Annotated in this window: 22 protein-coding genes; 7 read left to right on the forward strand and 15 right to left on the reverse strand. The window is 46.6% G+C overall.

The features are described from left to right. Positions 1-33: 33 nt before the first annotated feature. From hslO to VSQ62_RS17390, 3 genes are all read right to left on the reverse strand, one after another. A complete protein-coding gene (gene hslO, locus VSQ62_RS17380; RefSeq protein ID WP_334636046.1) occupies positions 34-909 on the reverse strand; it encodes an Hsp33 family molecular chaperone HslO in 876 nt (291 codons plus the stop codon). A 47-nt stretch (positions 910-956) separates the two neighbouring features. Continuing rightward, the gene (locus tag VSQ62_RS17385) at positions 957-1,715 is read right to left on the reverse strand and encodes a class I SAM-dependent DNA methyltransferase (protein WP_334636047.1); all 759 of its coding nucleotides are present in this window, start codon (positions 1,713-1,715) and stop codon (positions 957-959) included. Positions 1,716-1,860: 145 nt separating this feature from the next. Continuing rightward, complete coding sequence (locus tag VSQ62_RS17390; RefSeq protein ID WP_334636048.1) at positions 1,861-3,447, reverse strand: AAA family ATPase; 1,587 nt, start codon at positions 3,445-3,447, stop codon at positions 1,861-1,863. 220 nt (positions 3,448-3,667) lie between these two features. Between VSQ62_RS17390 and VSQ62_RS17395 the strand changes: the two genes are divergently transcribed. Next, on the forward strand, positions 3,668-4,381 hold the full coding sequence (locus VSQ62_RS17395; RefSeq protein WP_334636050.1) for a LytR/AlgR family response regulator transcription factor: 714 nt from the start codon (positions 3,668-3,670) through the stop codon (positions 4,379-4,381). A gap of 1 nt (position 4,382) precedes the next feature. Further along, positions 4,383-5,663, forward strand: a complete 1,281-nt coding sequence (locus VSQ62_RS17400) for a sensor histidine kinase (RefSeq protein WP_334636051.1) — start codon at positions 4,383-4,385, stop codon at positions 5,661-5,663. A gap of 98 nt (positions 5,664-5,761) precedes the next feature. On the opposite strand, the gene VSQ62_RS17405 is transcribed toward VSQ62_RS17400, so the two are convergent. From VSQ62_RS17405 to VSQ62_RS17425, 5 genes are all read right to left on the reverse strand, one after another. Next, on the reverse strand, positions 5,762-6,409 hold the full coding sequence (locus tag VSQ62_RS17405) for a DUF6033 family protein (RefSeq protein WP_334636052.1): 648 nt from the start codon (positions 6,407-6,409) through the stop codon (positions 5,762-5,764). A gap of 26 nt (positions 6,410-6,435) precedes the next feature. After that, positions 6,436-7,389, reverse strand: a complete 954-nt coding sequence (locus VSQ62_RS17410) for a hypothetical protein (protein WP_334636053.1) — start codon at positions 7,387-7,389, stop codon at positions 6,436-6,438. A 103-nt stretch (positions 7,390-7,492) separates the two neighbouring features. Beyond that, the gene (locus VSQ62_RS17415) at positions 7,493-7,624 is read right to left on the reverse strand and encodes a hypothetical protein (protein WP_334636054.1); all 132 of its coding nucleotides are present in this window, start codon (positions 7,622-7,624) and stop codon (positions 7,493-7,495) included. Positions 7,625-7,758: 134 nt separating this feature from the next. Further along, entirely contained in the window at positions 7,759-10,530 is a 2,772-nt protein-coding gene (locus VSQ62_RS17420; RefSeq protein ID WP_334636055.1) for a hypothetical protein, read from the reverse strand. Between the two features lie 106 nt (positions 10,531-10,636). After that, positions 10,637-12,766, reverse strand: coding sequence for an efflux RND transporter permease subunit (locus VSQ62_RS17425; RefSeq protein WP_334636056.1), 2,130 nt, complete (start codon positions 12,764-12,766; stop codon positions 10,637-10,639). A gap of 225 nt (positions 12,767-12,991) precedes the next feature. Here VSQ62_RS17425 and VSQ62_RS17430 point away from each other — a divergent pair, with 225 nt between their 5' ends. The 5 genes from VSQ62_RS17430 (at position 12,992) to VSQ62_RS17450 (ending at position 19,264) form a co-directional block, all read left to right on the forward strand. Next, positions 12,992-13,600 carry a TetR/AcrR family transcriptional regulator gene (locus VSQ62_RS17430; RefSeq protein ID WP_334636057.1) on the forward strand — a complete coding sequence of 203 codons (609 nt, stop codon included), beginning with the start codon at positions 12,992-12,994 and terminating at the stop codon, positions 13,598-13,600. 12 nt (positions 13,601-13,612) lie between these two features. Continuing rightward, positions 13,613-14,539, forward strand: a complete 927-nt coding sequence (locus VSQ62_RS17435) for a helix-turn-helix transcriptional regulator (protein ID WP_334636058.1) — start codon at positions 13,613-13,615, stop codon at positions 14,537-14,539. A gap of 86 nt (positions 14,540-14,625) precedes the next feature. Next, the gene (locus VSQ62_RS17440) at positions 14,626-16,290 is read left to right on the forward strand and encodes an alpha-glucosidase (RefSeq protein ID WP_334636059.1); all 1,665 of its coding nucleotides are present in this window, start codon (positions 14,626-14,628) and stop codon (positions 16,288-16,290) included. A 102-nt stretch (positions 16,291-16,392) separates the two neighbouring features. Then, the gene (locus VSQ62_RS17445; protein WP_334636060.1) at positions 16,393-18,057 is read left to right on the forward strand and encodes a glycoside hydrolase family 13 protein; all 1,665 of its coding nucleotides are present in this window, start codon (positions 16,393-16,395) and stop codon (positions 18,055-18,057) included. Between the two features lie 178 nt (positions 18,058-18,235). Further along, on the forward strand, positions 18,236-19,264 hold the full coding sequence (locus VSQ62_RS17450; protein WP_334636061.1) for a zinc-dependent alcohol dehydrogenase family protein: 1,029 nt from the start codon (positions 18,236-18,238) through the stop codon (positions 19,262-19,264). Between the two features lie 101 nt (positions 19,265-19,365). On the opposite strand, the gene VSQ62_RS17455 is transcribed toward VSQ62_RS17450, so the two are convergent. From VSQ62_RS17455 to VSQ62_RS17485, 7 genes are all read right to left on the reverse strand, one after another. After that, positions 19,366-20,451, reverse strand: a complete 1,086-nt coding sequence (locus tag VSQ62_RS17455) for a Gfo/Idh/MocA family protein (protein ID WP_334636062.1) — start codon at positions 20,449-20,451, stop codon at positions 19,366-19,368. Further along, a complete protein-coding gene (locus VSQ62_RS17460) occupies positions 20,438-22,042 on the reverse strand; it encodes an AAA family ATPase (protein WP_334636063.1) in 1,605 nt (534 codons plus the stop codon). The genes VSQ62_RS17455 and VSQ62_RS17460 overlap by 14 nt, the downstream gene beginning before the upstream one ends. A 28-nt stretch (positions 22,043-22,070) precedes the next feature. Continuing rightward, the gene (locus VSQ62_RS17465) at positions 22,071-23,150 is read right to left on the reverse strand and encodes a P-loop NTPase family protein (RefSeq protein ID WP_502957762.1); all 1,080 of its coding nucleotides are present in this window, start codon (positions 23,148-23,150) and stop codon (positions 22,071-22,073) included. A gap of 125 nt (positions 23,151-23,275) precedes the next feature. Beyond that, the gene (gene tnpA, locus VSQ62_RS17470; protein ID WP_334632532.1) at positions 23,276-23,710 is read right to left on the reverse strand and encodes an IS200/IS605 family transposase; all 435 of its coding nucleotides are present in this window, start codon (positions 23,708-23,710) and stop codon (positions 23,276-23,278) included. 80 nt (positions 23,711-23,790) lie between these two features. After that, complete coding sequence (locus VSQ62_RS17475) at positions 23,791-24,297, reverse strand: AAA family ATPase (RefSeq protein ID WP_334636064.1); 507 nt, start codon at positions 24,295-24,297, stop codon at positions 23,791-23,793. Positions 24,298-24,419: 122 nt separating this feature from the next. After that, positions 24,420-24,920, reverse strand: a complete 501-nt coding sequence (locus tag VSQ62_RS17480; RefSeq protein WP_334636065.1) for a hypothetical protein — start codon at positions 24,918-24,920, stop codon at positions 24,420-24,422. A 397-nt stretch (positions 24,921-25,317) separates the two neighbouring features. Next, on the reverse strand, positions 25,318-25,914 hold the full coding sequence (locus VSQ62_RS17485; protein WP_334636067.1) for a hypothetical protein: 597 nt from the start codon (positions 25,912-25,914) through the stop codon (positions 25,318-25,320). Between the last annotated feature and the right edge of the window lie 313 nt (positions 25,915-26,227).

Below are 26,227 nucleotides of genomic sequence, written 5' to 3' on the forward strand. Positions count from 1 at the left end.
TTTGCATGCCCGCTCCCTTTCTTCCAATATGATCTACTTACTGCGTTTTATGATCTCTCTTAGTTCTTCCACCGTATACCGGTACGCCGTATTGCAGAAATGACATTTGACCTCGATATCCTCTCCGTCTTGGATCATCTCCTGGATCTCCTTCCTGCCAATACTCGCCACCGCATGCTCTACGCGCTCCTTTGAGCAATTACAGCAGAACTGTGCCGGCACCGTGTCCGTGACCTCAAGCCCCAGGCCCTCAAACAGCACCTCCAATAACTGCTCCGGCGTATATCCCTGATTCAAAAGCGACGTCACAGAAGAAACCTTCTTCAGATTCTCCTCCAACCGGCAGATAGTCTGCTCCTTTGCGAACGGCATCATCTGTATGATAAATCCTCCCGCACAGCGAACCGTATTATCCTTCTCCATCAGTACGCCAAGCCCTACGGAAGACGGTACCTGCTCCGAATTCGCAAAATAATAGGTCAGATCCTCCGCAATCTCACTGGATACCAGGATAGTCTGCCCCGAATACGGCTCTTTAAGCCCCATATCTTTGATAACGGTGAGAAGTCCTACTCCGACTGCTCCGCCCACATCCAGCTTCCCGTTCCTAGGCGGCAGCATTACGTCCGGATTCCCCACATATCCTTTCACATTGGCATGGCTGTCCGCCGTAACCGTGATGCCTTCGATCGGCCCATTCCCCCGAATCTGCAGGGTCAGTATATCTGTGTCATTCTTCATCATACTGCCCATCATCGCGCCTGCAGTCAGAAGCCTCCCAAGCGCCGCCGTAGCCACCGGGCTGGTATTGTGACGTACTCTCGCCGTCTCCACCACCTGCCTTGTAGTCGCGGCAAACGCGCGGATCTGGCTGTCCGCCGCCGTAGCCCTTACAATATAATCTTCCATCCCCTCTTACCTCTCTTCTTACTTCATATATAGTTCAGACAAGCTGCCTACTTCCCATACTCCTGCGCGATCACGCAGATACGCCCGCTGGTATACATGGGCGCCTTCTTCGTATAGGCGTCATAGGCCGCGACATAACGAAGCCCTGCCTTCTCAATCAGCGTCTTGATCTTCTCAAGCGTATAGGCCCTCTGATAATGTACCTCCTGATATCTCCGATACAGATCCTTATCTTCATTACTCTGCACGAACAGAGTCAGTTGGTATTCATTCATCTTATCCTCCGGGTTATAATAATTGTCCCAGATAAAGCTGCACTCTTCCCGCTCCTCCGCAATCACCCGGTCGCCAAGAAGCTCCCGGTACTTGTATTCCGTATTAAAATCAAACACAAAGATGCCACGGGGATCCAGATAATTATTCACAAGGCTGAATACTTCCTTCAATTCTTTCTCATCCGTGACATAATTGATGGAATCGCAGACACTCACGATCCCGCCGACCGTACCATATAATTCAAACGCCTGCATATCCTGCAGAAGATACAGGATATCATGGCCGCTCTTTTGTCTCTTCTCCATGGCGATCTCCAGCATGACCTCCGAATTGTCCACACCGATCATATCATAGCCCTTCGACGCCAGCAGCTCCGTCATATTGCCTGTCCCGCATCCAAGCTCCAACACCATGTTATTGGGAATATGGTATTCCTTAAGCATCTCATCAAGATAATCCGCCCATTCTTCATAAGGTATATTATCCATAAAAATATCATATACCTCCGCAAAACTCGTATACGCCTGCATTTTGCTCTCCTTTATTCTCAAATATCATTATCAATCTATCCGATTACTGCCGGCAACAGATCCTCCACCGGCGGTTTACTTCATAAAAGTGCATCCCTGTCACCAAGGATACACTTTCTTATTATAGCATGGGATGATATGTTTTTCAATATCTCTCGATCTTGCAGGTGTGTTTCTTTGTTTTGGCGTCATAATTGATGCCGATCAGCAATATTTCCCCCTCATAATCAAATCGTCTGGCAAATTCTATATAATTCCGATCCTTAATCTGCATAACAGCGCCTTTCGCACTCTTATTCCACTTCAATTCGATGAGTAATGCCGGTTTTGCCGAGGTTTTCTCCGGCACGAATAAAAGATCCGAATATCCTTTCCCGCTTGCCAATTCTTCAAACCTCATATAATGATCCAGGCAGCTTAGATACGCCATGATAACCACCGAACGAAGCGCCTGTTCATTATTATAGTTCTGAGGAGCCGTATTTTCCCCATGTACTTCTTCTAATATATCCGCAACTGTATCCGCTTCCATCTTAAGCGTTGCTTGAAGCAGTCGGTCCGAACGCTGAATGACTCTCACAAGCTCCTGTCTCCTTCCGTTCTTCAATGCCCGGATAAACTCCTCACGCACCTCCTCATTGGGAATAAAAACTTCTTCCTTGTCACTGTCATATGCAAGATAACCCAGATGAACCAGCAATGTAAACACATCATCCTTACTGTTCAGCGAAGTCATATCATTTTGGAATGTTCCCGTATCAATTCTAAAATGTCTGCCGCCGAGCATATCCACAAGGGCGTCTTTTAATCCGTCAAAATTCAAATCAATATATGTTCTAAGTGACTCATAGGTCTCTGTCTGCGTCCAATAATTATTGAACTTCTGATTAATCACAGCTTCTATGATAGACTTTGGATTATAGATATGTCTGGTCTTATCAAAATAATACCCGTCATACCATCTGCGGGCCTCATCAAAATCAAGTCCATACTCTTTACACAAATCTCTGACCTCATCTTCCGTGAAACCTGCAAATTCTGCTAACGGCCCTGGCTCCAGCATGGTAAATTCACAGAAATCTGTCAATGCAGACTGCGTTCCGTACTTTTTAACAGGTAAAATCCCTGTCATATATGCCCCAATAATCATCTGTGAGGTCTGACTACTTTTAAACAGACTTCGCAGAAGTTGTATATACGCATGCTGTACTTTCTCATTATCTTTCGCTTCCCGAAAAAGCGCATCCCACTCATCAATAATGACAAAAAATTTCTTCCCCGTTTTCGAATGAATCTGTAAAAGCGCCTTGGACAACGCCTTCACTCCTTCTCTGATACAACCTGGAAATGCTTCCCTAAGTTCTTCGATCACTTCTCTCTGTATATCATTTACTGTTTCTTCAATATCCTCTGCCGTTGATATAAAAGACGTAATATCCAGAAACAACACATCACATTGATTCAGATATTCTCGAAATCTTCCATTTTTGCCGTGTGCAATCTTAAGATCTTCAAATAACGTTTCGGATTCCGCCTCGCTGGAATAATAGGCCGAGAGCATCCTGGCGGAAAATGATTTGCCAAAACGTCTTGGACGACTGAAACAAGTCAGCATCCGATCACTTTCCAGTACACTATTCGTGTAAGCGATCAATTCTGACTTATCCACGTACATCCCCCTTTTCAGGATTGCCCGGAATCCATCTGACGGCGGATTGAGATAAATCCCCATCTGTTACACACCCCTTTCCTGCCAAATCCAATATGCTTTCTTGATTATACTATACAAACCATCTGAAAACAAGCAGTTACTATTCGCGGACGGAAACAGAGGATGCCGCTCAAGACTAGTAATCATTTCATTACATAATTTAAACATTCTGTGCCAGAGAGGTTGTCCTTTTACTGCGAAACTGATATTATAAAACACGCAGAAGAAAGTAGGTGAGCAAATGATTAAATTTGCAATTTGCGATGACGAGCCGATGATGGTACAGGAAATTTCAAACCAGCTTTCACAATACATGAATGGGGAGCATATTACATCGTACTGTATCAATAGCTTTTCAGACGGACGTTCCCTTTTAGAAAGCGGTCGTGACTTCGATGTGATTTTCCTTGATATTCAAATGGAACATCTAAACGGGATGGAAACCGCTAAAATACTCCGCCAAAGGAAAAATCACAGCCTATTGATTTTTGTGACCGTTCTGAAAGAGTGTGTATTTGACGCTTTTGAAGTGGAGGCATTTGATTATTTGGTCAAACCATTAGATAGTGGTCATTTCAAAAGAACAATGAACAGGATAATCAAATCTATACAGCAGAGAGAGATAAAAAGTATTGTTGTCCAGAGAGGAACTTCCTGTGATGTTATTCTGTTAGCCGAAATCGTGTATTGCGAGGTGCAGGGCAGAAAAATCTATATCCACCAAAGCGACGGAAAAATCACCGACTATTATGATAAGCTGGATGATTTAGAGCAGCGTATTGATGGACGTTTTTTCAGATGCCACAGAAGTTATCTTGTCAATATTGAATATGTTCGTGGATGTAATGCCGGACAGATCATGCTGTCACAGGGCGATAAAATCCCTGTTTCCAGACTGCGTGAGCGAGATTTAACGCAGGCTCTTTTGCGTTATATGAAAGAGAGGGATTTTTGATATGGACTATTTCAGCCTATGCCTTGACGTTCTTTGCCTGCTTGGGCAAAGTGTAATGCACATTGCTTTTGTCAGCCGTCTGACCGGGAAGAAACAGAAAATACGGCACTTCGCTATCTACTTTTTTCTGCTCTGTACCATACAATGGTTTTTCACTACATTCGACTTTTCCGATGTGTTGCCCATCGGTGCGGAGCTGCTTCTATTATACAGTGTGAGCCGTCTGGCTTTGCGGAACCGGCAATCTGTATCTTGGACCGCTGCAATTTTGGCAGTTTATATTTCTCAGCTTTCTTTCGGTATCATCAACTCAGTAGAGGTAATACTATTCCCCCGTATGATCGGGAAAACACTGCTGTATCTGTTAATTCTTTTAGCAACGCTGACCGTTTTTGCAGTCTGCGCCTGTTGTTGTGGTGCGGTATTGAAATTTCTATCTCTGACAGAAGATCGTCAAATGCCGTATGTCGGTTTGTTACTATTTCCCGGACTGTTTTTCTTTGCTGCTGAACTGTATATTCTGCAAACTTCATACAGCGTCTTACCTTCGTACATTTCGTTAAGGGAGACCGGAAAACACAGTGCGTTATTAGTCTTGCAAATCCTGGGGCTGGCCGCGTTACTTTGCACACTGTATGCCTACCAACACATCTGTCACAGCTTTCAAACACAGGCGGCGTTACAATCTCTGGAGCAAGCAACCCGAACACAAAAAAACTATATTGCCGAGGCCCAAAGACGCTACGAGCAAACGAAAGCATTTCGCCATGATATTGCTAATCACTTGTCTGTACTGAATGGGCTGTTAAATAATGGAGAACTGGATGAAAGCAAAGCATACTTGAACAAGCTGAAAACAGTTTCGACTTCCCTGTCCTTTCCATATCAAACAGGTAATCCAGTGGTAGATATTTTGCTAAGTGAAAAGCTGGGACTGGCAAAAGAAATTACAGCAGAGGTTTCACTGCTCCTGCCAAGGCCCTGCGGGATGGATGATTTCGATTTGTGTGTAATTTTTGCAAATGCGTTGGATAACGCAATCAACGCGTGTCAATCCGCTACGGGGACGAAGTTCATCCGTATCAGTGGGGAACGGCAGGGTGATTTTTATATGCTGGCGTTTGAAAACACCTGTTCAGATGAACCGCTGCCCCCAGCGGGAACAGGGCTTTCCAACATCAAATCGGTGGCAGAAAAATATCATGGCGCGACACTGGCAGAAAAAGTGGGACAGCGATTTTCTTTGAATGTGCTGTTGAACATTTCATTACATGCCAAATAATCTGTCCTTCTGCAAAAGGACAGATTATTTGTTGCATTGCAGGTATATACGCGGCTCATCTGTCATTCCAAGCCGCTTTCGCCCTCTTGACAGACTGTCTAAAAATTCATTCCAGACAATCCGCTGATAAGTCCGGGCGCTCCTATATCCAACCGATGATACGCCGTCTCCATCTCCAGTCTCCGAAGATACGCCGCCTCTTCACTTTGTCTGAGATATGCTCTCTTCCTCTCTGCCTTCGCTTCCGCCTCGGCTCTCATCTGTGCCTCGATCCTTGCCCTCACCTCCGGCTTCAGATCACCGCTTACATAATGCGTGACCGTACCGTCCGGATGGATCACAATACCGGACGAATGGATCTCGTGTCCCATGAGTGATAATTGCGCCTGACACGCCGGCAGCGTATCATAATAATGCTGTATTTTCCCTTCGTAGTAAGCTGCCTTCTGCGGATCATTCACCATCTGCTCTAGGATATTGGGCGCGATCACAACATTCCCTGTTCCGGATGTTCCCGCCCCGATGCTGTCTATACTTCTCTGGTCTTTCCCAACATCCTGAATCATCACATTGCCATATCTTATCTTTAGATATTCCTGATATATCTCCTTTGGGGAAATATTCCTGACATCTCCGGCTTGTTGTAGCAGTTCCGTAAAGTCAGTCGAACTAACCTCTGATTTCTGCGTTCTTCCAGCATGCAGATACATCCCTGTCAGCATATCCTGAATCCCTAAAATACCCACAGACAATCCCCTCCCTCCTGTCTCTTTCAGCCCTGTATCACAAGCTGATTCTGTAAATAGCGCTGATTCTCATGCTCCTGCATTCTATGCCTCTCTGCGCTCTCTTCCATAATACGGATATATTTCACGCGCAATCGATACTTCCTTTCCTGCTCAGCCTCGATTAATTCCCGCTCCTCCTTTGTAGGACCTGTAACTTCGCCGCCGCTGCTGGTAACCGTACAGTTTCTTACGTCTCCGTTCTCATCTAGGTCAAATACATAGCTTTTACTGGCCTGATGTTCTGCCACATCCATTCCATAAGAAGCTGCCACCGTGTTGTCCCAGCGGTCGTAATCCGCCTTCCATTCCTGCAGCTTTGCCATGATCTGCCGGGCGTAGGCAGGATCTTCGTCCATCTTCTTCTGCAGGCTCTCCGGCACAAGAACCGCAATCCGTCCGGGGCCGATACTGCCGTAATTCCTCTGCAGATCTCCTCTGGTCTGAGGCGGGTTCGGGCCAGTGGGACGCCAGTCATTCAACGCATCCGCGCTGGTGTCCGCCCGGAAATATTTCCAGAAGGGGAAATCATTTCTCTGCCAGTTGGCAGAGGATATATTGGCATTTCCCACATGGGTAATGACCTGATACTGCGAAAAGGCATCTGCAAAATTCGCCGCGCCTGTGATTCCGGAAGCATATGCCTTGCTGACCGCCGATATATAATCTGTACCTCCTGCCATCTTCATCGCATAGGCCTGCCGGAACGCGTTCGCAGCATTCTGATCCGTAATCTTGCTTAGGCGCTCCTGATATGACTCGCCCATGTAGCTTCCGGTTTTCCCTTCTGTTCCATCCGGCTGCTTTCCCTTGCCCTCAGATGCTCTTGCAGCCGCAAGCTCTGCGAAGCTCATGCCCCTGATCACATCGGATATTCCTTTGCTCCGATACAATCCTGCCAATTCACGCCAGCTCAATTGATCTGTTACTCCAAGATCCATTCTTATCTCTCCTTTCATTTTCGTCTGACATCTATTATATCGGCAAAAATCCGTTATTCCCATGAAAAATGGAACGAAAGAAGGGGTTTGAGGGAACGAAAAGCTATTCCGTTGCTGCTTCTTTTTCTTTGGGATCATGAGTTACAATATATTCTATCAAGCCAAGTATTTTTGTATCACTCATGCCGACTTGTCTCAATTGCCGTATAAGATTTACAATTTCTTTTCCCGTCACATTTCTCACCTACTTTCTACACTGTACCGTTTCCCTTGATATTTTCATAATATCAATCATTGATTGTGATGTAAAGACTTTTTCGATCATAATAAAAGCCGCCTTCATAACGACAAGCGGCTTTTCATTTATATCTATTTGACACCTTCTGTTTCTATGATAAATTTGGTGCTTCCGTTCATTCCTTCCTTGATCCCGGCGAAGGATTTGTATTTCTTGCCAAGCTCTGACATAGTATCGATCCTGGATTTCACAGACTGGATATCGTTATGGAATACATCTGTCAGTTTATCGATACCGGAAGTCTTGAATTCTGACATACCGTCAGCAAGCTGCTGATTGCCGTCGGCCAATGCACTTGCCCCGTCTGCCAACTGTTGATTGCCATCCGCAAGAGCTCCGGCTCCGTCCGCAAGTTTCAGGCTCCCTGCCTCTAAGGTCACGGTTCCGTCCGCTAACTGCTGATTGCCGGATGCAAGAGCACCGGCTCCGTCGGCCAACTTTTGATTGCCTGCCAGTAATGCGCCGGCCCCGTTCGCTAACTGCTGATTGCCATCCGCAAGGACGCCTGCCCCGTCGGCTAATTTCTGATTGCCGGATGCAAGAGTACCGGCTCCGTCGGCCAACTTCTGGTTGCCTGCCGCCAAAGCGCTGGCTCCGTCTGATACTTGCTTTGCTCCATCCGCCAACTGGCTGATTCCCTTGGATAAAGTCGGACCGCTCTGCATAAGCTTCGTTGCCCCTGCCGTTAACTGTCCGCTGGATTGGTTCAAAGCTGTAACGCCAGATGCCAGACCTGCAGCGCCCTCTGATAAACCGGAAGCTCCGGAAGCCACAGAATCAGCTCCGGCACTGATCTGATCAAGCCCTCCCTTAAGACCTACCGTTCCTTTATACAATCCGCAGAAATCTTGTGATAATGTAGCTGTCTGCTGTGCCGCCTGATCCGCCGCGCCGCTGGCGCCTGCTACATGACTGCTTGCTTCGGATATCGCACTGGCCGCACTGGCGATCGCCGCATTGGCCTCTGCCGAATTATCAACGGGTGCTGCCGGTTCTGCATAGATACTGTAAATTGCCGCACGTACTACGTTTTCATCTACAACGTCTCCGTATGCCGCCATAATCGCCTGCACTGCACTTTCCTGGCCGATAATAGCAGGCTGTTCTGCTGACGCCGGTGATACTCCTATATTCTCCAGAATACACTCTGCCTCATATAGACGTTCTGATGCGATTCCAAGTTCATTCTGTGTGCCTGCGTCTGATGCAGTCGTACCTGCCAAGCTTTCATACACAGGCGCGTATCCCTGAACCAACTGATCGGCTCCGCCCTTAGCCTGCTGTACGGCTCCCTGAAGCTTCTTTGCTCCTTCTTCCAGACTGGCTGCTCCGCTGCTTACCTGTGCTGCTCCGCCTTCTAACTGTCCCACTCCCTGCGTATAGCTAGTTACTCCATCTGCCAAAGCATTCATCCCGTCAATCAGTTCTCCGCTCTTGTTATTCAGTTCATTGACTCCGTCTGTCACAGCTTTCGAACCAACTGCAAGCTCCTTAGAGCCATTTGCCGCATCCTTCGCCCCGCTTGCCAGCTCTTTCGCTCCGCTCGCTGCGTCGTTCGCTCCGCTCGCCAGTTCTTTCGCTCCTGCCGCCGCGTCATTCGTCCCGTCCGCCAGTTCCTTCGCTCCATTCGCAGCGTCCTTAGACCCTGCCGCCAGTTCTCTTGCTCCGCTTGCCGCCTGGCTCGCACCGTCCACCAGCTTCTTCACGCCGCTGACCGCTTCTCTGGAGCCATCAGCCAGTTCCCTTGCTCCGCTTGCCGCATCCTTCGAACCGTCTGCAAGTTTCTTCGCCCCGTCTGACGCGTCTTTGGAACCATCCTCAAGCTGTGCGGACGCATCCTCAAGCTCGCTTAAGGAATCCTCAAGACTCTCGAAATCATTGACGTCATTCAGGTTGAAATCATTCATTAATTCCGCGGATACCATGGTAACCGTCGGCCCTACAGAGGCATCCTTTACATCCGCGGTGATCGTCACGCTCTCCGGGATATCCATATCCAGTTCCTCAAGCTTCAAGTTCTCGGTAAGCCCCGGGAATCCAAGCCCTATCACAATATTCTTATCCGCATCCGACATGATCTTGCCGTGATCAATCGTCACATTCCTGTACTCGTCTGTCGGGAGCATCATAGCAGTGACCGTGGTAAACGGTGTGTACATCTCGACCTTTTCCCCGTTAACTTCCACTGTCTCCTTCGCATGATTCGTATAATCAATGTGGATCTCAACCTTGCCGTCTTTCCCCTCAAGGTCTTCTGCATTAATTGCCTTTCCATTCAATTTGTAGGAAATATTCACATCCACCGGCAGCTTCCCATTCGACGTCCCCTGGTAGTAAATGTCATTGCCCTCGGACTGCCATTTCAGGTCCTTGCCGCTCCCTTTGGTGAATGCTTCTTCGCCCTTGATATTCTTAATATCCTTTAAGTCTGAAGTATCCTCTAATTCTCCGTTTTCCGGATTCTTAAGCCACTCCGTAACCGTCGTGCTGTTTACATTGCCTGCGGCATCCGCCTTCACATAGACAGATTCTTCCTTGAAGATGCCGCCCTCGTCTTTGCCGTCTTCTGTATCTGCATCCCCGGCAACCTGACCGCCTGCATTCTCCTGATCCGTAGCCTGACCGTCCGCACTCTCCTGACCTGCTGCCGTCACGGTTCCTTCTTCACTTTCAGATGCCTGATTCCCTTCCAATACCGCACTCGCTGCCTGCGTCAGCATCTCCGTGGTCTCTTCCTCTGCCATCACCACCGTACCGGAAGTCTGATAACTGTATGCTCCAACCACACTTGTCGCCACTGCAACTGCCATTGCCCTTGCTACCACTTTTCTATTTCTGTTCATATATATACCTCCTGATCTCACACAATACCTTAACTGTCTATCTCATACACTTCATATAATATCTACCTGTATCCGCCAGAACCATATACCGGCCATCCGCATGATCCTACTGCATACACTCTGTCATAGAATCAGAACCCGTATGCTTCTCTTTCTTCTTATCCTGCGAACGCTTTGGCAGGAAGCCTCTGCTGGTCTTCACGATCACCCGGTCAAATACCATGAACATGGACGGAAGGATCAGCACGACAACCACCATACTGATGATCGCTCCTCGCGCCATTAAGATACATAAGGAACTGATCATATCAATGTTCGAATACAGCCCCACGCCGACGGTCGCCGCGAAGAAGCTCAGCGCGCTCACCATAATAGACTGTGCAGACGCCTGGTGCGCAATCGTGACCGCGTCGTATTTGCTCCTGCCCTGGCTCCGCTCCCGCTTATATCTGGTCGTCATAAGGATCGCGTAATCCACCGTCGAACCTAACTGAATCGTCCCGATCACGATAGATGCCACGAATGGCAGCGTCGTCCCCGTATAGAACGGAATTCCCATATTGACGAAGATCGCGAATTCTATCACGCCCACCAGGATAAACGGCAGCGATATGGACTGGAACAATATCAATATAATGATAAATATAATTCCGATGGATACCACGCTTACCGTCCTGAAATCCTTATCCGTGATGGTGATAAGATCTGCCGTAAGCGGGCCTTCTCCTACCAGCATGGCTTTCTCGTCGTACTGATCCATGATCTCATTGATCTCGGCGATCTGCTGATTCACCTCATCCGACGCTACCTTATATAGAGAGTTCACCATTACCATCTGGTATTTATCCGTCTTCAGCATACCGGTGACCGACTCCGGAAGCATATCCGAAGGGATCCCCGGACCGACCAGTTTATCCAGTCCAAGCGCCCATTTGACACCGTCCACCTTCTCAATCTTCTTCAGCATCTTTCCCACATCCGATGACGGCACAGAGCTGTCGAGAAGGAGGATGTGCGTCGTATTCATCTCATAATCTTCCTTCAGCTTCTCATTTGCAATAATGCTAGGAAGCTCCTTAGGAAGCGTCTCATCCAGATTGTAGTAGACCCCTGTGTGGTTATTTCCATAAACCGCAGGAAATAACAGTATCAGAAATGCCGCCACATACCAGAGATAACGCTTCGTCACCTTCTGAGACAGCTTCCCGATATCCGGGAGCAGCGGTTTGTGCTTCGTCTTCTCGATCACTTTGTCACAGCACAGAATCATGGACGGCAGAACCGTCACACAGGCGATCACGCCGAACACCACACCCTTCGCCATGACCACTCCGATGTCGAGCCCCAGGGTGAAGCTCATGAAGCACAGTGCGATAAATCCTGCGATCGTCGTGACTGAGCTTCCTACTACCGATGAAAATGTGTGGGAGATCGCATGTGCCATCGCCCGCTTCTTATCTCCGTGATACCGTATCTGCTGCTCTTCATAGCTGTGCATCAGGAATATGGAATAATCCAGCGTCACTCCAAGCTGCAGCACCGCCGCCAGAGCCTTCGTAATATAGGAGATCTCTCCCAGGAAATAATTGCTTCCCAGGTTATATAGTATCGCCATCCCGATACTTAAGAGGAACAGGACCGGCACGAAGAAGGATTCCATCGTGATGCCAAGCACCAGCACCGCCAGCGCTACCGCGATCAGTACATAGAGCGGTGTCTCCTTCTCGGCGAGATTCTTCGTATCTGTCACGATCGCAGACATACCGCTTAAGAAGCACTGCTTCCCTGCCGTCTTCCTGATCGCTTCGATGGCATCCATCGTACCGTCCGCCGAAGTTCCTTCATCGAAGAAGATCGCCATCATCGTACCCGTATCGGAATTGAATACCTCATAGAGTTCATCCGGGAGCATACTCTCCGGAACCGAGATATCCATCACGGAATCATACCACAAGACATTCTCCACATGCTCGATCTTCTCAATGTCTTCCTTAAGCTTCACAACATCCTTGCTCTCCATGCCATCCACGATGAACATGGAGAAGGCTCCCGTTCCGAAATCCTCCACCATAATATCCTGCCCCTTCATGGTCTCGATATCCTTCGGAAGATATGTCAGAACATCATAATTCACTCTGGTATTCACATATCCCAGTACAGAAGGTATCAGCAGCAATACACTGATGATCAATATCACTATCCTGTACTTTACCACTTTCTTCCCAAACTGAACCATAATCACCTGCTCCTTTTCTCTTCAACTACTTTTATGACTATTGGTCATTTCTTACAATATGCACTATACTACAAAAATGACTATCAGTCAATACTTTTTCTAATAATTTTGACTTTTGGTCATTTTTGTCAAAATCACTTGAAAATGCAGACATTTTATGGGTATAATATGTATGATACCGAGGTCAGGGACTCGCTATATTCCAAAGAGAATGAGAGGATTATTATGGGGAAAGTCGATGAAAATAAGAAAAAGAAAAAAGAGACACTATTTAACAGCGCCTACGAACTATTTATTACGAAGGGAATCAATTCTACCGCCATCTCTGATATCGTAGAGAAGGCCGGGGTCGCAAAAGGCACTTTCTATCTGTATTTTAAAGACAAATACGATATCCGCAATAAGCTCATCGCCCACAAGACTCATGAACTGTTCCATGCGGCGAAACTTGCCCTTGACCAGGCGCCGGATCCGGTAACCGGGCTCGACGAACAACTGATCTTCGTTATGAATCATATTATAGATACACTGGTACTCAATATTCCCCTGCTTAACTTCATTTCCAAGAATCTGGTCATGGGGGCCTTGCGCTCCGTACTCCTGACCGGTGAACGCACAGACAATGATTTCTATGAGACATTTCTTGAGATGGTCCGCCAGGACAGCTATGAATATCAGGATGTGGATGTGATGCTATTTACCATCGTAGAACTTGCCGGTTCCGCAGGCTACAACTCCATCCTGTATCAGGAACCGCTTCCCATCGGACAGTACAAGCCCTTCCTGTACCGCTCTGTCCGGCTGATCATCGACAGCCACCGGGTAAAATATTAGAAGGAGGATTCCATGCAGCTATTGTCGCCAACATTAAAAGAACTCAGCCTTCACGGCACCAAATCCTTCCCCTGCGCCATCTATCAGACCCGCTCCTTAGGGAAAGGTCCCCTAATCAAGCATCACTGGCACGACGAGGTGGAGATCTTATACTTTTTCGGCGGGGATTTCCGTCTGGAGATCAATATGGAGCAGTTTTTTGTCCATTCGGAGGCTCTGTATTTCATCAATCCCGGAGAACTGCACAGTATTTATACAGAAGAAGCCGGAAGCCCCGGTGAAGATGCCATTGTATTTTCACTTGGAGCCTTAAGCTTCGACTCCTATGACGCCGCGCAGATGCAGCTGATCCAGCCCATCCAGAACGGGAAGCTTCTGTTCCCTCGCTGCCTTCTGCCTGACCATCCCGGATTCGCCCCCATCCGTGAGGCATTCTCAGAGACCATGCGTTCCTTCGGGCATCCGTTAGATGAGAAGAATCCTCTGGAATACGGCGCCGTCACAGACGATCTGACGAACCAACTGTTCATCAAATCCTACCTTCTGCGCATCCTTGCCATCCTCTCGCATTATCAGCTCTTTACACCTACCGAGAGGAATCTGGACAAACGTGTAGAAAGCCTCAAAAAGGTACTTACTTATATAAGGGAGAATTATAAAGAGAAAATATATATTCAAGACCTGGCCGATCAGGTCCATATGAATGAGCAGTATTTCTGCCGCTTCTTCAAGAAATCCATCGGACGGACACCTATGGAATATATCAACGAATACCGTATCAAGCAGGCCATGCGTCTGCTCGAAGAGACAGACCTGCCCGTCACGGAGGTCTGTTTGGAATGCGGTTATAACAATCTTGGGAATTTCCTCCGTGCATTCAAGAAATACACGGAGACTACCCCGCTGAAGTATCGGATCCAAAAAGTCAATATTTCGTAATTTTTAATCAGAGAAATATAAGACATCACGCCTCTTCGCCGCTATAATAGAATCACAAAGATTATTTTTCAGCGGAGGTTATGACTATGACGAAAAAATGGTGGCAAGACAAAGTGGCTTATCAGATCTATCCGAAGAGCTTCTATGATTCCAACGGGGACGGAATCGGCGACATCCCGGGTATCATCAGCAAACTGGATTACCTTAAGGACTTAGGGATCGACATTATCTGGCTCTCCCCCTGTTACTCTTCCCCACTGGCTGACGAAGGCTATGACATCTCCGATTATTATAATATCGACCCGCGCTTCGGCACGATGGACGATATGGAGCAGTTGATTGCCGAGGCAAAAAAGCGGAATATGTACATCCTGATGGACCTGGTGGTAAACCATTGTTCCGACGAACACGAATGGTTCAAGAAGGCCTGCGAAGATCCGGACGGCAAATACGGCAATTTCTTCTATCTGCGCGATAAGAAGGACGGAGAGCTGCCCACCAACTGGCGCTCTTATTTCGGCGGTCCAGTCTGGGAAGACTTACCGGGAACAGACAAGCAGTATCTACACGTATTTCACAAGAAACAGCCGGACCTGAACTGGGAGAACCCGGAGGTACGGGAAGAGGTCTATAAGAATATCAACTGGTGGCTTGACAAGGGCCTGGGAGGATTCCGTATCGACGCGATCATCAATATCAAGAAGGCACTGCCTTTCAAGAACTATGAGTCCGACCGCGAGGACGGTCTTTGCAGCATCCATTCCATGTTAAAAGAAGCCAGCGGGATCGGCAAATTCTTAGGCGAGATGCGGGACCGTACCTTCAAGAAATACGACGCGTTCTCTGTCGGGGAAGTATTCAATGAAAAACCGGAAGAGATTCCTGATTTTATCGGAGAGAACGGATATTTCTCCAGCATGTTTGATTTCAACGAGACGATCTTCGGAAACAGCGCCAAGGGATGGTACGACGCACGTCCCATCACGCCGGATGACTACAAGAGATGCTGTTTCGAATCACAGGCTAAGATTGGAGAGACCGGTTTCCTCTCCAATATCATCGAGAACCATGATGAACCCCGTGGTGTCAGCCGTTATATCCCGGAAGGCGAGTGCAGCGTACAGAGTAAGAAGATGCTTGCCGCACTGAATTTCATGCTGCGCGGGCTGCCGTTCATCTACCAGGGACAGGAATTGGGAATGGAGAATGTTCCCTTCTCTTCGATCGACGAGATCGACGACATCTCCACCCTGGACGAATACCAGGTTGCCTTAGATGCAGGCCTGACACCAGAAGACGCGCTGAGAGCCGTAGCCAAATTCAGCCGCGACAACGCCAGGACGCCCATGCAGTGGTCAGATGCAGATCACGCAGGCTTTACCACCGGTACGCCATGGCTTAAGGTGAATCCGAATTACACTTCCATCAATGTAAAGGATCAGCTAGATGATCCTGATTCTGTGCGAAGCTTCTACAAGAAATTGATCGCACTGCGCAAAGCGCCGGAATTCAAAGAGACGGTCGTGTACGGTACATTGGAGCCATACCTTGAAGAACAGCATAATCTGATGGCCTACTACCGCAAGGCTGATAAAACTCTTCTGGTGATCGGGAATTACCAGAAGGAAGCACAGGAAGTGAAGCTTCCCGGAACTTACAGGCAAGTATTATTGAACAACTTTCCTGACCTTACAGAAGAATATAATATTCTGAAATTGCACGGATATCAGGTTATTATCTTAGAAATGTGATACAATCATGATACAGGCGGCTCGAAGCCGTGTAGTTCGCCTGCAGAAAAGCATCGCTTTTGAGACACGTAGAATAGAATATAGCAGAAAGGACTTACATTTATGAAAAGAACATGGTGGAAAGAGGCTGTGATCTATCAGATCTACCCTCGCAGTTTTATGGACAGCAACGGAGACGGCATCGGAGATATCAAGGGAATCTCAAGCCGTCTGGATTATCTGAAATACCTGGGGATCGACGTCATCTGGCTCTCCCCTATTTATAAATCACCAAACGACGACAACGGTTACGATATCAGCGATTATCAGGCGATCATGGACGAATTCGGAACCATGGAGGACTTTGACGAGATGCTTACAGAAGCTCATAAGAGAGGGCTTCGCGTAGTCATGGACCTGGTGGTAAACCACACCTCCGACGAACATCCATGGTTTATGGAGAGCCGTAAGTCTAAGGACAATGATTACCGGGACTACTATATCTGGAGGGAAGGCAAAGACAACCAGACACCACCGAACAACTGGGGTTCCTGTTTCGGCGGCTCCGCGTGGCAGTACGATGAAGAGACGGCCATGTACTATCTGCACTTATTCTCTAAGAAGCAGCCGGACCTGAACTGGGATAATCCAAAGGTCCGCGACCAGGTCTTCAACATGATGACCTGGTGGTGCGACAAGGGAATCGACGGTTTCCGCATGGATGTGATCAGTATGATCTCCAAGACGGAAGAGATGCCGGACGGAGAAGTAACGGATTTTTACGGCGATTACTCTCCATACTGCGTACATGGTCCCAACATTCACAGATATTTAAAAGAAATGAACGAAAGAGTATTATCCAAATATGACATTATGACCGTAGGCGAGACTCCCGGCGTTACCACCGAACTAGCTAAGCAGTATGCGGGAGAAGACACGAACGAGCTTAATATGGTATTCCAATTCGAACACGTAGATAACCACGGCAAATATGGCAAATGGGATAATAAGAAATGGCAGCTTACCAAATTAAAAGCCATCTTAAGCCGCTGGCAGATGGATCTGTACGGCAAAGCATGGAACAGCTTATTCTGGGATAACCACGATCAGCCAAGAGCTGTATCCCGCTTTGGCGATGACAGGCCCGAGTACCGGGAAGCTTCCGCCAAGATGCTTGCCACCTGCCTCCATATGATGCAGGGCTCCCCTTATATCTATCAGGGCGAAGAGCTTGGCATGACAAACTATCCGTTCCAGAGCCCGGATGATTTCCGTGACATCGAGAGCATCAACGCCTACAAAGAATGGTGCTTAAGCGGACAGGTTTCTCATGAAGACTTCTGGCCATGTATCATTTTCAGAAGCCGTGACAATGCCAGGACACCGGTACAGTGGGATGACAGCGAACAGGCCGGTTTCACCACCGGTACCCCGTGGATCGCAGTCAATCCGAATTACAAAGAGATCAACGCCAAGGCCGAGACCAAAGACCCGGACTCTGTGTTCCATTATTATAAGAAGCTGATCGCTCTGAGGAAAGAGAATCCGATCATGGTATATGGCAAATACGAGCCTCTGATGGAAGACAGCGAAGAATTATTCGTCTACACCAGGACATTGGATGAACAGAAACTCTTAGTAGTCACAAACTTCACCGACCAGGATACCGCATTTACCATACCGGAAGAATTCACAGGCGCTCCCTGCCTGATCTCTAATATGGAAAATGATTACGGCGAGAGCAATATTATAATAAAACCTTATGAAGCTTTTGTGCTAATAAGATAAATATATGATATGATAGATCTGTCTGATAAGCAGCTAATTAGAAACCGAACAGCTTCTCTGAGTTGTTATGCTAATTATCAGATGACAACATATCAATCAGGCAATCAACGCCAAATGTTCCAAACAGATACGGACATTGGGCTTATTGCACGTCTAAGAACACACAAGGAGAAACAACATGAAAGCAGCCGTATATTTAGGAAAAGAAACTATCGAAACCCGTGAACTGGAGATTCCTTCTCTCAAAGACGGAGAGATCCTCATCAAGGTAATGGCATGCGGCATCTGCGGCACAGATGTCCACATCTTCCACGGATCTCCCGGCGCCACAGAAGCTACCATACCCGTAGTTCTCGGACACGAATTCTCCGGGGAAGTCGTTGAATGCGCACCCGGAACCTCCCGGATCAAGGTCGGGGACAAGGTAACCGTCGACCCCAACATGTACTGCGGGAACTGTGACTACTGCCTGAACGGCAAGAAGAATTACTGTCCGTCCATGAGCGCCGTCGGTGTTAATCAGAACGGAGGTTTCGAAGCCTACTGTGCCGTACCGGAGAAACAGGCGATCCTGCTGTCACCGGATGTAGATTATGAAGAAGCAGCCATGGCAGAGCCGGTTGCCTGCTGCCTGCGCGGCATCGACAATATCGGCATTACCCAGGGTGATACGGTCTGCATCGTCGGCGGAGGAGCCATCGGACAGATCATGGCACAGCTTGCAAGGATCAGCGGCGCCTCCAAGGTCGTTGTCAGCGAGCCTGTAGAGATGAGAAGAGATCTTGCCATCTCCTTAGGCGCCGACGCGGCCGTCGACCCTGTGGCAGGCGACCTTAAGGAACAGCTTCAGTCAACCATCGGGAAAGACTATGCCGACGTCGTTATCGAATGTGTCGGCAGGCCGGTCGCCGTCGGGCAGGCTGTCCATATCGCCGGAAAGGGCGGCAAGATCCTGCTCTTTAGCGTACCGAATCCTAATGATACCTTCGAACTGCCGTTGATCGATGTATTCCAGAAGGAACTTACTATCAAGGGATCCTTCGTTAATCCGGATACACAGTACCGCGCAGCCAGCCTAATCAGCGAGAAACGCCTGAACTTAAAGCCGCTGATCACACACCGGTATCCGACAGAACAGTTGGAAGAAGCTATCAAGAAGCAGATGGCGAACGATTCCGTGAAGGTAGTCGTACTGCCGCAGAACTGATCAACTAGAAACGTAATAATCAGTTGGGGACGTAGTAAAATGCAACTTTACTACGTCCCCAACTGCGAAATGCGGTGTACCTGATGACCATATCGGGCTACCTAATTATACTCAATCTTCACGATACTGCCGGTCTTCCAGGCCTGTGTCGTGGCAAATCCAATCTGTGTAGACTTCGTCCCATCATATACCGTGACTTCCGGTTTCTTCCCGTCAGCGACACAATCGACAAATTCCTGCATCTCCAGCAAATAGGCTTCTGCGAATCTCTCCGGGAAACCGCTGACACACTCTGTCACCGCACCATTCTTATCATAGATCATACACAGATTCTTTTCCGGTACCGGACTGATCCGAAGCGACCCTTCCGTCCCGATGATCTCCGTCTCTATATGGTAGCCATGGGCCGCCGTTCGCCCTACATGGATGATTCCAAGCGCGCCGTTGGCACATTTGTACATAGCTGCTCCCGTCTCGTCGTCTCCCGCTTCCACGAATTCAGGATGCTTAAAAGTAGCTCCCGCCGCGTACACTTCTACCGGATCGGAGCCTAAGAACCAGCGCATCAGATCTATATCATGGATCGCCATATCTATGAAGATACCGCCGCTTGTCGCCGCAAACCGGATCGCACCTTCCACCAAAGCCTCCGGATCTATCCCCGCAGCCTTCACCATGTAAGGAGTCCCGATCACTCCTTCCTCGATCTTCTTCTTCGCATAAGCATAAGACGGATCGTAACGGCGCATGAAGCCTAAGAAAAAGACGGACTCCGGATGCCGCTCAACCGCAGCTTCGGCAAGCCTGCACTCCTCTACCGTAACTCCCAGCGGCTTGTCGGTAAATACATGCTTTCCCGCATCCAACGCCGCGGCGATCTGCCAGCAGTGCTCGCCGCTCGTGGTAACGATCGCGACCGCGTCAATATCCGCCCGTGCCAGCATCTCCCTGTAATCCTCGTAAACATCCGTAACGCCCAATTCCTCCCTGGCATATTCCAGTTCAGCCGGTACGATGGAACATGCCGCCGTCAATTCTGCATTAGGGATCTTGAACGCAAGATTGCGCGCATGTACCTTCCTAATCTCCCAAGACCTGCAATACCTACCTTTACTTTTCTCATGATGTATGTCCTCCGTGTAAACTTTTCGAATTATATAATCACACTTGCTGCTATTTTGCCTCATATTTGACAATACTGCATGTATGCCTTCTCTTGCCGGAAGGAGCATTTTTCTCGTAATTAATCCCAACTAGTAAAATATCTGTTCCAAAACGCTCCGCAACATTCGCATACTTCTTATTCAAAATCTGATCAATGGCCCCTTGAGCAGATTTATTCCATTTTAATTCTATGACCAAGGTTGGCCAGTCCGAATCGTGATGCGGAAAATAAACCACATCCGCAAAGCCCTCACCGCCGGGAAGTTCCTCAAACTGCACATAATGATCCCGATATGTGTAATACGCCAGCTTGATTACACTCCGCAGGCTATCTTCCTTGTTGTAGTGTAAAGGTGCGGTTTCTTCCAAATGGATCTTCTCAATCTGTGCGGCAACTGCGTCCGCTTTCTCATGTATGGTATCCAGAAACAGTTGATCGCTTTCTTCTAAACGTTTCATCGTAGCTTCATGCTTTACTTCCCGGACAGCCTTCTGGAATTCCAGCTTGATCTCCTCATTCGGAATCCTGACCGTCTGATTCTCGGAGTCATATGCCAGATAACCAAGATGAATCATCAAGGTCAAAACATCATCTCTTCCTCTAAAAGTTGTAAGATCATTGGCAAACCCGGTAATGCTGACTTTTACCGCAACACCGCCAATCAACTCGGCGATAGTCCTTGTAAGATCCTTATATCCCCGGCTGATATAATCCATCAATCCTTCTGCCGCTGAGGTTTCCGTCCAGTAAGAATCAAAATCATCATAGCGGATTGACTTCATTACAGAGTTTGGATTGTACACAGATCCGACATTCTTGAACGCATATCCGTCATACCAATGCTTCATGGTCTTAAAATCAACTCCGTTTTCTTCGCATAGACAGTGAACCTCATCCTCAGTGAAACCAACATATTTGCCGAAAAACAATGGTTTGACCATGGAATATTCTTCGAATTCAGAGATTGCCGACTGGGAACCGTCCTTCTTGATTGGAAGAATCCCCGTCATATAGGCAGCCGCCACAACCTTTGGGGTGAATTGGCCATTCTTAAACCACCCCCTGAGGAAGGTCAGGAATTTTTTCTGCGCCTCAGGATCGTCTTTCGCCTCCCGGATCACCGCATCCCATTCATCGATTATGAACACAAACCGCTTTCCATCCGGCTGCCCGACGATACGCAGAAGATTATTGTTCAGACTATCTCCATTCTGAACCTGGAATCCACACTCTGCCAGATCCTTTAGAATCGCCTCCTGAATCATGCCGGGAACATCCCGAATTGAACGATTCTGCATCTGGGCATCAGCTGTAAAAGCTGTGATGTCCAGATAGATTACGCTGTACTTGTTCAAGTGATTCCTATAATCCGATGTCCCTGCAATCTTCTTATCAGCAAACAACTCATGAGAATTACAAGAACAATCGTAATATGCTGCGAGCATTTTCGCGGCATACGATTTGCCAAAACGCCGCGGTCTGCTGACACAAGTGAGCTTGTCCTTTTTCCCGACCGTCCGATTGATCTGTTCGATCAACATCGTCTTATCCACATAATCCTGATCATTGATTTCGGCAAAACCGCTATTTCCAGGATTCACATATATACCCATTTCCTGTCTCCCTTCAATTACTCTTCCTCTAAATCCTCTCTATCTTACAGGTATGCACCTTTGTCTTCTCATCATAATTAATTCCAACAAGTAGTATATTACTGACAAATGGTTTCAATGCGGCAGTATATTTCTTATTCTTAATCTGCGCAATGGCGCCACCTGACGTCTTATTCCATTGCAGTTCAATGACCATTGCCGGAAGCCCGGATGACAAAACCGGGATAAAAACAACATCCACTATTCCCTTGCCCGACGGCATCTCTTCTATCCTTACATACCGTCCGAACGCAGCAATATATGCATACTTTACAACAGCCCTTAATGCCTGTTCATTGTTATAATACTGCGGTGCATACTGCTCTCCTCTGATTTCCTCCAGAGCAGCCGCTACATCGTCACTATTCCCTGCAATCGTATCGTCCAGCAACCTTTGCGAACGTCTGATAAGTGTTATCCATCCTGTATTTACCTTCTTCTGAGAGAGAAATTGTCTGAACTCCATTCGAACCTCTTCGTTCGGTATCTGAACAAGCTGTTCCTCCTCATGATAAGTCAGATACCCCAAGTGGATCAGTAATGTGAGTACATCATCTGCACTTTCAAATGTCTCAAAGTCATTCTGAAACCCATCAGCACTAACTTGAATCTTTTCTCCGGCAATCAAACGGGCAACCGTAGCCTGCAAACCTTCAAAATCCATGTTAATATAGTTCTTCAATGATTCCGCTGCTGATGTTTTTCTCCAATAAAATCGGCATTTTCTCAATTTTAAAGCATTCATAACAGAATATGGATTGTACACAGCCCCAACTTCAGGAAAGTCATACCCGTTATACCATGCCTTGATCTCCTCATAGTCCATGCCTTTTTCCGCACATCGATCTACAACTTCTTCCGTAAATCCCACATATTCCGCAAAATTAAATGGGGCGAGCATAGTGAACTCATCAAATTCAGAAATAGCCGATTGCTTCCCGTCCTTTTTAATCGGCAGGATTCCTGTCATGTAAGCTGCCGCAACGACCTTCGGTGTAAAATTCCCGTTCTTGAACCACTCTCGCAGCAAATCCATGTATCTTTTCTGTGCGGTCTCATCATCTTTCACTTCACGGATCACTACATCCCATTCATCAATACTGAACCACTACCGGCTAAAGCCGGTAGGTTCGATTTGCTGCTAAAGCAGCCTGAAGTTGTCCGTGCTCTTCTTTATGCTTTTGTACTTTAATTTTATCCAATCTCGAAGTTATCTGATTTGTTTTTCTCCTGCAAATCCTGGTTTTTGATATACTCTCTGATGATTTCATCCGTCACATTTCCACTACTTGCCACAAAATATCCTCTTGCCCACAAATGCTGTCCCCAGAATTGCTTATTCAAATCCTTATATTCCATTTGCAACTTTCTGGATGTATTCCCTTTGATATATTGTACCAATTTGCTTGCAGACAAGTGCGGTGGAGCAGATACCAGCATATGGATATGGTCTGCTCCTACATGCCCTGCCAAAATTTCCACATCATTACTTTGACAGATGATTCGGATCAGTTCTCTTGTCCGTATTGCTATCTTCCCTGTAATCACAGGTTTCCTGTACTTTGTAATCCACACCAAATGATACTTAATGTCATACGTACAATGTGACGATTTTCTATAATGCTGCATATTCTTCACCTCAAGTTTAGTATCTCTATTTTTTCCCTTTTCTAAACTTGAAGATATAGGGTTGACCTAAAGGTTTCGCCTTAAGGCGAGGGTTTTAACCCCATTATACAGACAATAAAAATAAAAGGCTTCCCACCACTCTTTTCAACTAAACAAATCAGCAGATCAGTCAGGTTCTTCCCCTCCGGCAGCCCCGGATTTATAGACAGAAGTTCATCCTGCAGAGCATTGACAATCATATTGGGAACTTCCTGCAGAGAAATCCCTTGTCTGCGTGCTGATGACACAAAGCTTGTTATTTCCAGATAGATTACGTTATATTGATTCAGATATGCAGAATACGACTTCGAATGCGAGATCATCTTATTATCAAATAGTTCATGAGAATCACAGGAACGATCATAATAAGCTGCCAACATCTTCGCCGCATAGGATTTGCCAAAGCGGCGGGGCCTGCTGATACAGAGCAGGTTGTCAGACCCGTCTATTCTCTGGTTGACCAACTTGATAAGACCTGTCTTATCAACGTATTCACCTCTGCATATCTGTTCAAACCCACTGTTCCCCGGGTTAAGGTAAATCCCCATTAGCAGACCTCCTTCCTAGTATTAGTTGATGCGATGCAATATCGGATTGTATACCCATTCGGGCATCCCGTGATGCATGCCCCTGCCGGGGCGGGCGGACTGTCGTCCGGTAAAGTATGTTATCACAACTGATACTCCCTGTACATTTCCTCACGTAATTTCGTATCATTGGCCACCTTGATGATCATATCCTCTTTCCCCTCATCTGTAAGAGAAATAATCAGTCGGCTGTACCGCTGCGCTTCTTCTCCTCTTCCTTCTTCTCTTCCTTCCTCTTTCCCTAAATCCACTAACATCTGCCCTAATTTCGTCATTCGGATTTCCTCCTTGATCTCTTCCATCTCCACCCGGCTTAAAAACTTATCTGCCATAACAAACACCATCGCCTCAATCTTCGCTTTATCTTCCGTATTCATTCCTTCCACTTTCCTGGTAATGTCAAATGCCGATTTTACACGGTCCTTCTGGGACATTGCCCCGTCCATCAACAGACACAAAGACAACGGAAGCAAATCCTCTCTGGTTAACGACTCCCCCCTATCTACTTTCTGCCGAAGATCCGAGATCACCCGGCAGAGAAACATCCGTAAGAATACTTGCTGAAATTCACCTAATCGTAACAATCTCGTTATAGTTCTACTATAACAAAAAATAGTAATGCAAACAATAGTATAAACTTAATTCAGGTTATTTTTCGATTATTTTCACAATACTTGCTTAGCCATGGAAATCTCCCGGAAATCGGGTATGACTGTTTAGAAATTTAAGAAATATAAATCGACTTAAAATGATAGATTAAATCTGGAATTATGACAATTTCTGTGAAATATAGTCTAAAGCATAAGGTCGGGGATGTCAAGAAAAACTTTTCTTGACATCCCCGACTGTTTTGATGACATTTTATTACAATTCACTCTTTACAAAGGCCGATCATCATACCACTCATCCAACAGTTCATATGACAACTCGCCTTCTTCCTCCATAATGATCTTCTTTTCCACCAACTGCTCCCCAAGTTCATTATGAAAAACGCACGGTCACAAGCAATCTCCAAATTCCTGACGCTTGTTTCTCAATAGCACTACCAAAATATTGCATTGTTTCACCTGTTTCTGGATTATTAATCTGCAATGAACAGTATTTTATTCCTATTACAATATTTAAGGAAAAAACAAAAATTAGAAATTCAATTAAAATACATATAATCTGTAAAGCATTTCCTTTTACTTTTTCTACAATTGTATTGTTAGATTTATTAGTCCATTTTATCGGAATAATTGTTATAAGAGCGCACAGAATCGGCACCAATATAGATACCACCATTGGATTCAAAGCAGTTACTGCTTTATTAAAAAAATAAAACTTCGTAAAAAACGAAACATTAATAATCACCAAGCTAAAAAACAACAGCATTGTCATTATAAGTAGCGGTATATATGGCTTAGCTTTCGATATATTTATCGGATTCATCCATACAAACCGACATTTACTTCCACATTCAGCACATTTTTTATCAAAATGATTTTTATAGTCATCTCTGCTGTAGACATGAATTTTTTTACACTTGCCACACTTAACAATTATGTGATTATCATCCCCTCCCAAATAACGCATCATTTCTATCTCTCCTTTGTTACTTTTCACACCCACGCCAGTAATAGGCTTTTTAGAAAGTATTGGTAAATGTGCTGAAATTGAAAAAATTTTTATCTACAGTAAATGATACGTTTGAGGACAAAATGTTAATAATATTTTGTCCTCAGGTATTTCTTGTGGATAACATTTTCTCCTTTCTACTACAATATATTTATGGTTAATCTCCCTTACAGCCAGTAAGGAATTACCCATCTTGTTGCTTAAGCTGTTAGAATGTAGAGAGCAATCGGTATATCGGATCCTTTCTTGGACTTCGCGTCCGTAAAACAGTCTG

This window comes from Sporofaciens sp. JLR.KK001, assembly GCF_036941055.1.
In the GTDB taxonomy this organism is placed as follows: domain Bacteria; phylum Bacillota; class Clostridia; order Lachnospirales; family Lachnospiraceae; genus Sporofaciens.